This is a genomic window from Oleiphilus sp. HI0079 (assembly GCF_001635105.1).
Window position 1 is genome coordinate 1 of record NZ_LWFT01000255.1, and the last position, 775, is coordinate 775.

Consider the following 775-nt stretch of genomic DNA (forward strand, 5'->3'; position numbering starts at 1 on the left):
AGTTTATCCATTTGCCAGAAACGGTCTTCGAGGCCCGTGTGCATTGAGCCCATGATGACGCGGTTTTTCAAAGTGGTGAATCCGAGATCTAAAGGTTCCATCGTGTGTGGATATGGTTGATTGCTCATACGGCCTAACCTCATAAAAAAATAAATGGCTTACTAAATAACTTGACGGCGTCAAGATAACAGTTATTTTGACAGTGTCAAGATTGCTTTGTTATCTTCCGAGCTATGAAAAAGACCATGAGCAAAAGTAATAAAAAATATCACCATCAAGATCTACGCAACACTTTGCTAGAAAATGCTGAGCAGCTCATGAGTGAGCGCGGTATCGCAGGCCTAACATTGCGCGAACTCGCAGAGCGTTCGGACGTCTCTCGACAAGCGCCTTATCATCACTTCTCGTCTAAGCATGCTTTGCTGTGTGCGGTTGCTGAGCGTTCTTTTGATGATCTGAACAACTTGCTTGATCAAGCGGGCATCAATGACGCCACATCCATCCAAGAACGCTTAAAGGACTATGTGATTGCCTATGTGCGTTACGCGGCTGAGAACCCCGAGAAGTATGAGCTCATGTTTGGCGCGGTGACCTGGCGCAACGAGCCTTCGGCGGAACTTACGGAAAAAGGCCATGCGACCTTTCGCCGCTACACCAACATTATTCGACAGTTCAAAGAACATGGCGACATGCCGCCTTACTTTGACGAAACCCGCATGTCGCAAATCACCTGGGCGACACTTCATGGTTTGTGCAAACTGAAGACCGATGGCGT

General features: G+C 47.5%; 1 protein-coding gene. It reads left to right on the forward strand.

From position 1 onward, the window contains the following. Window positions 1-245: 245 nt before the first annotated feature. On the forward strand, window positions 246-775 hold a 530-nt coding region (locus A3750_RS03745; RefSeq protein ID WP_068548029.1), incomplete at its 3' end, for a TetR/AcrR family transcriptional regulator.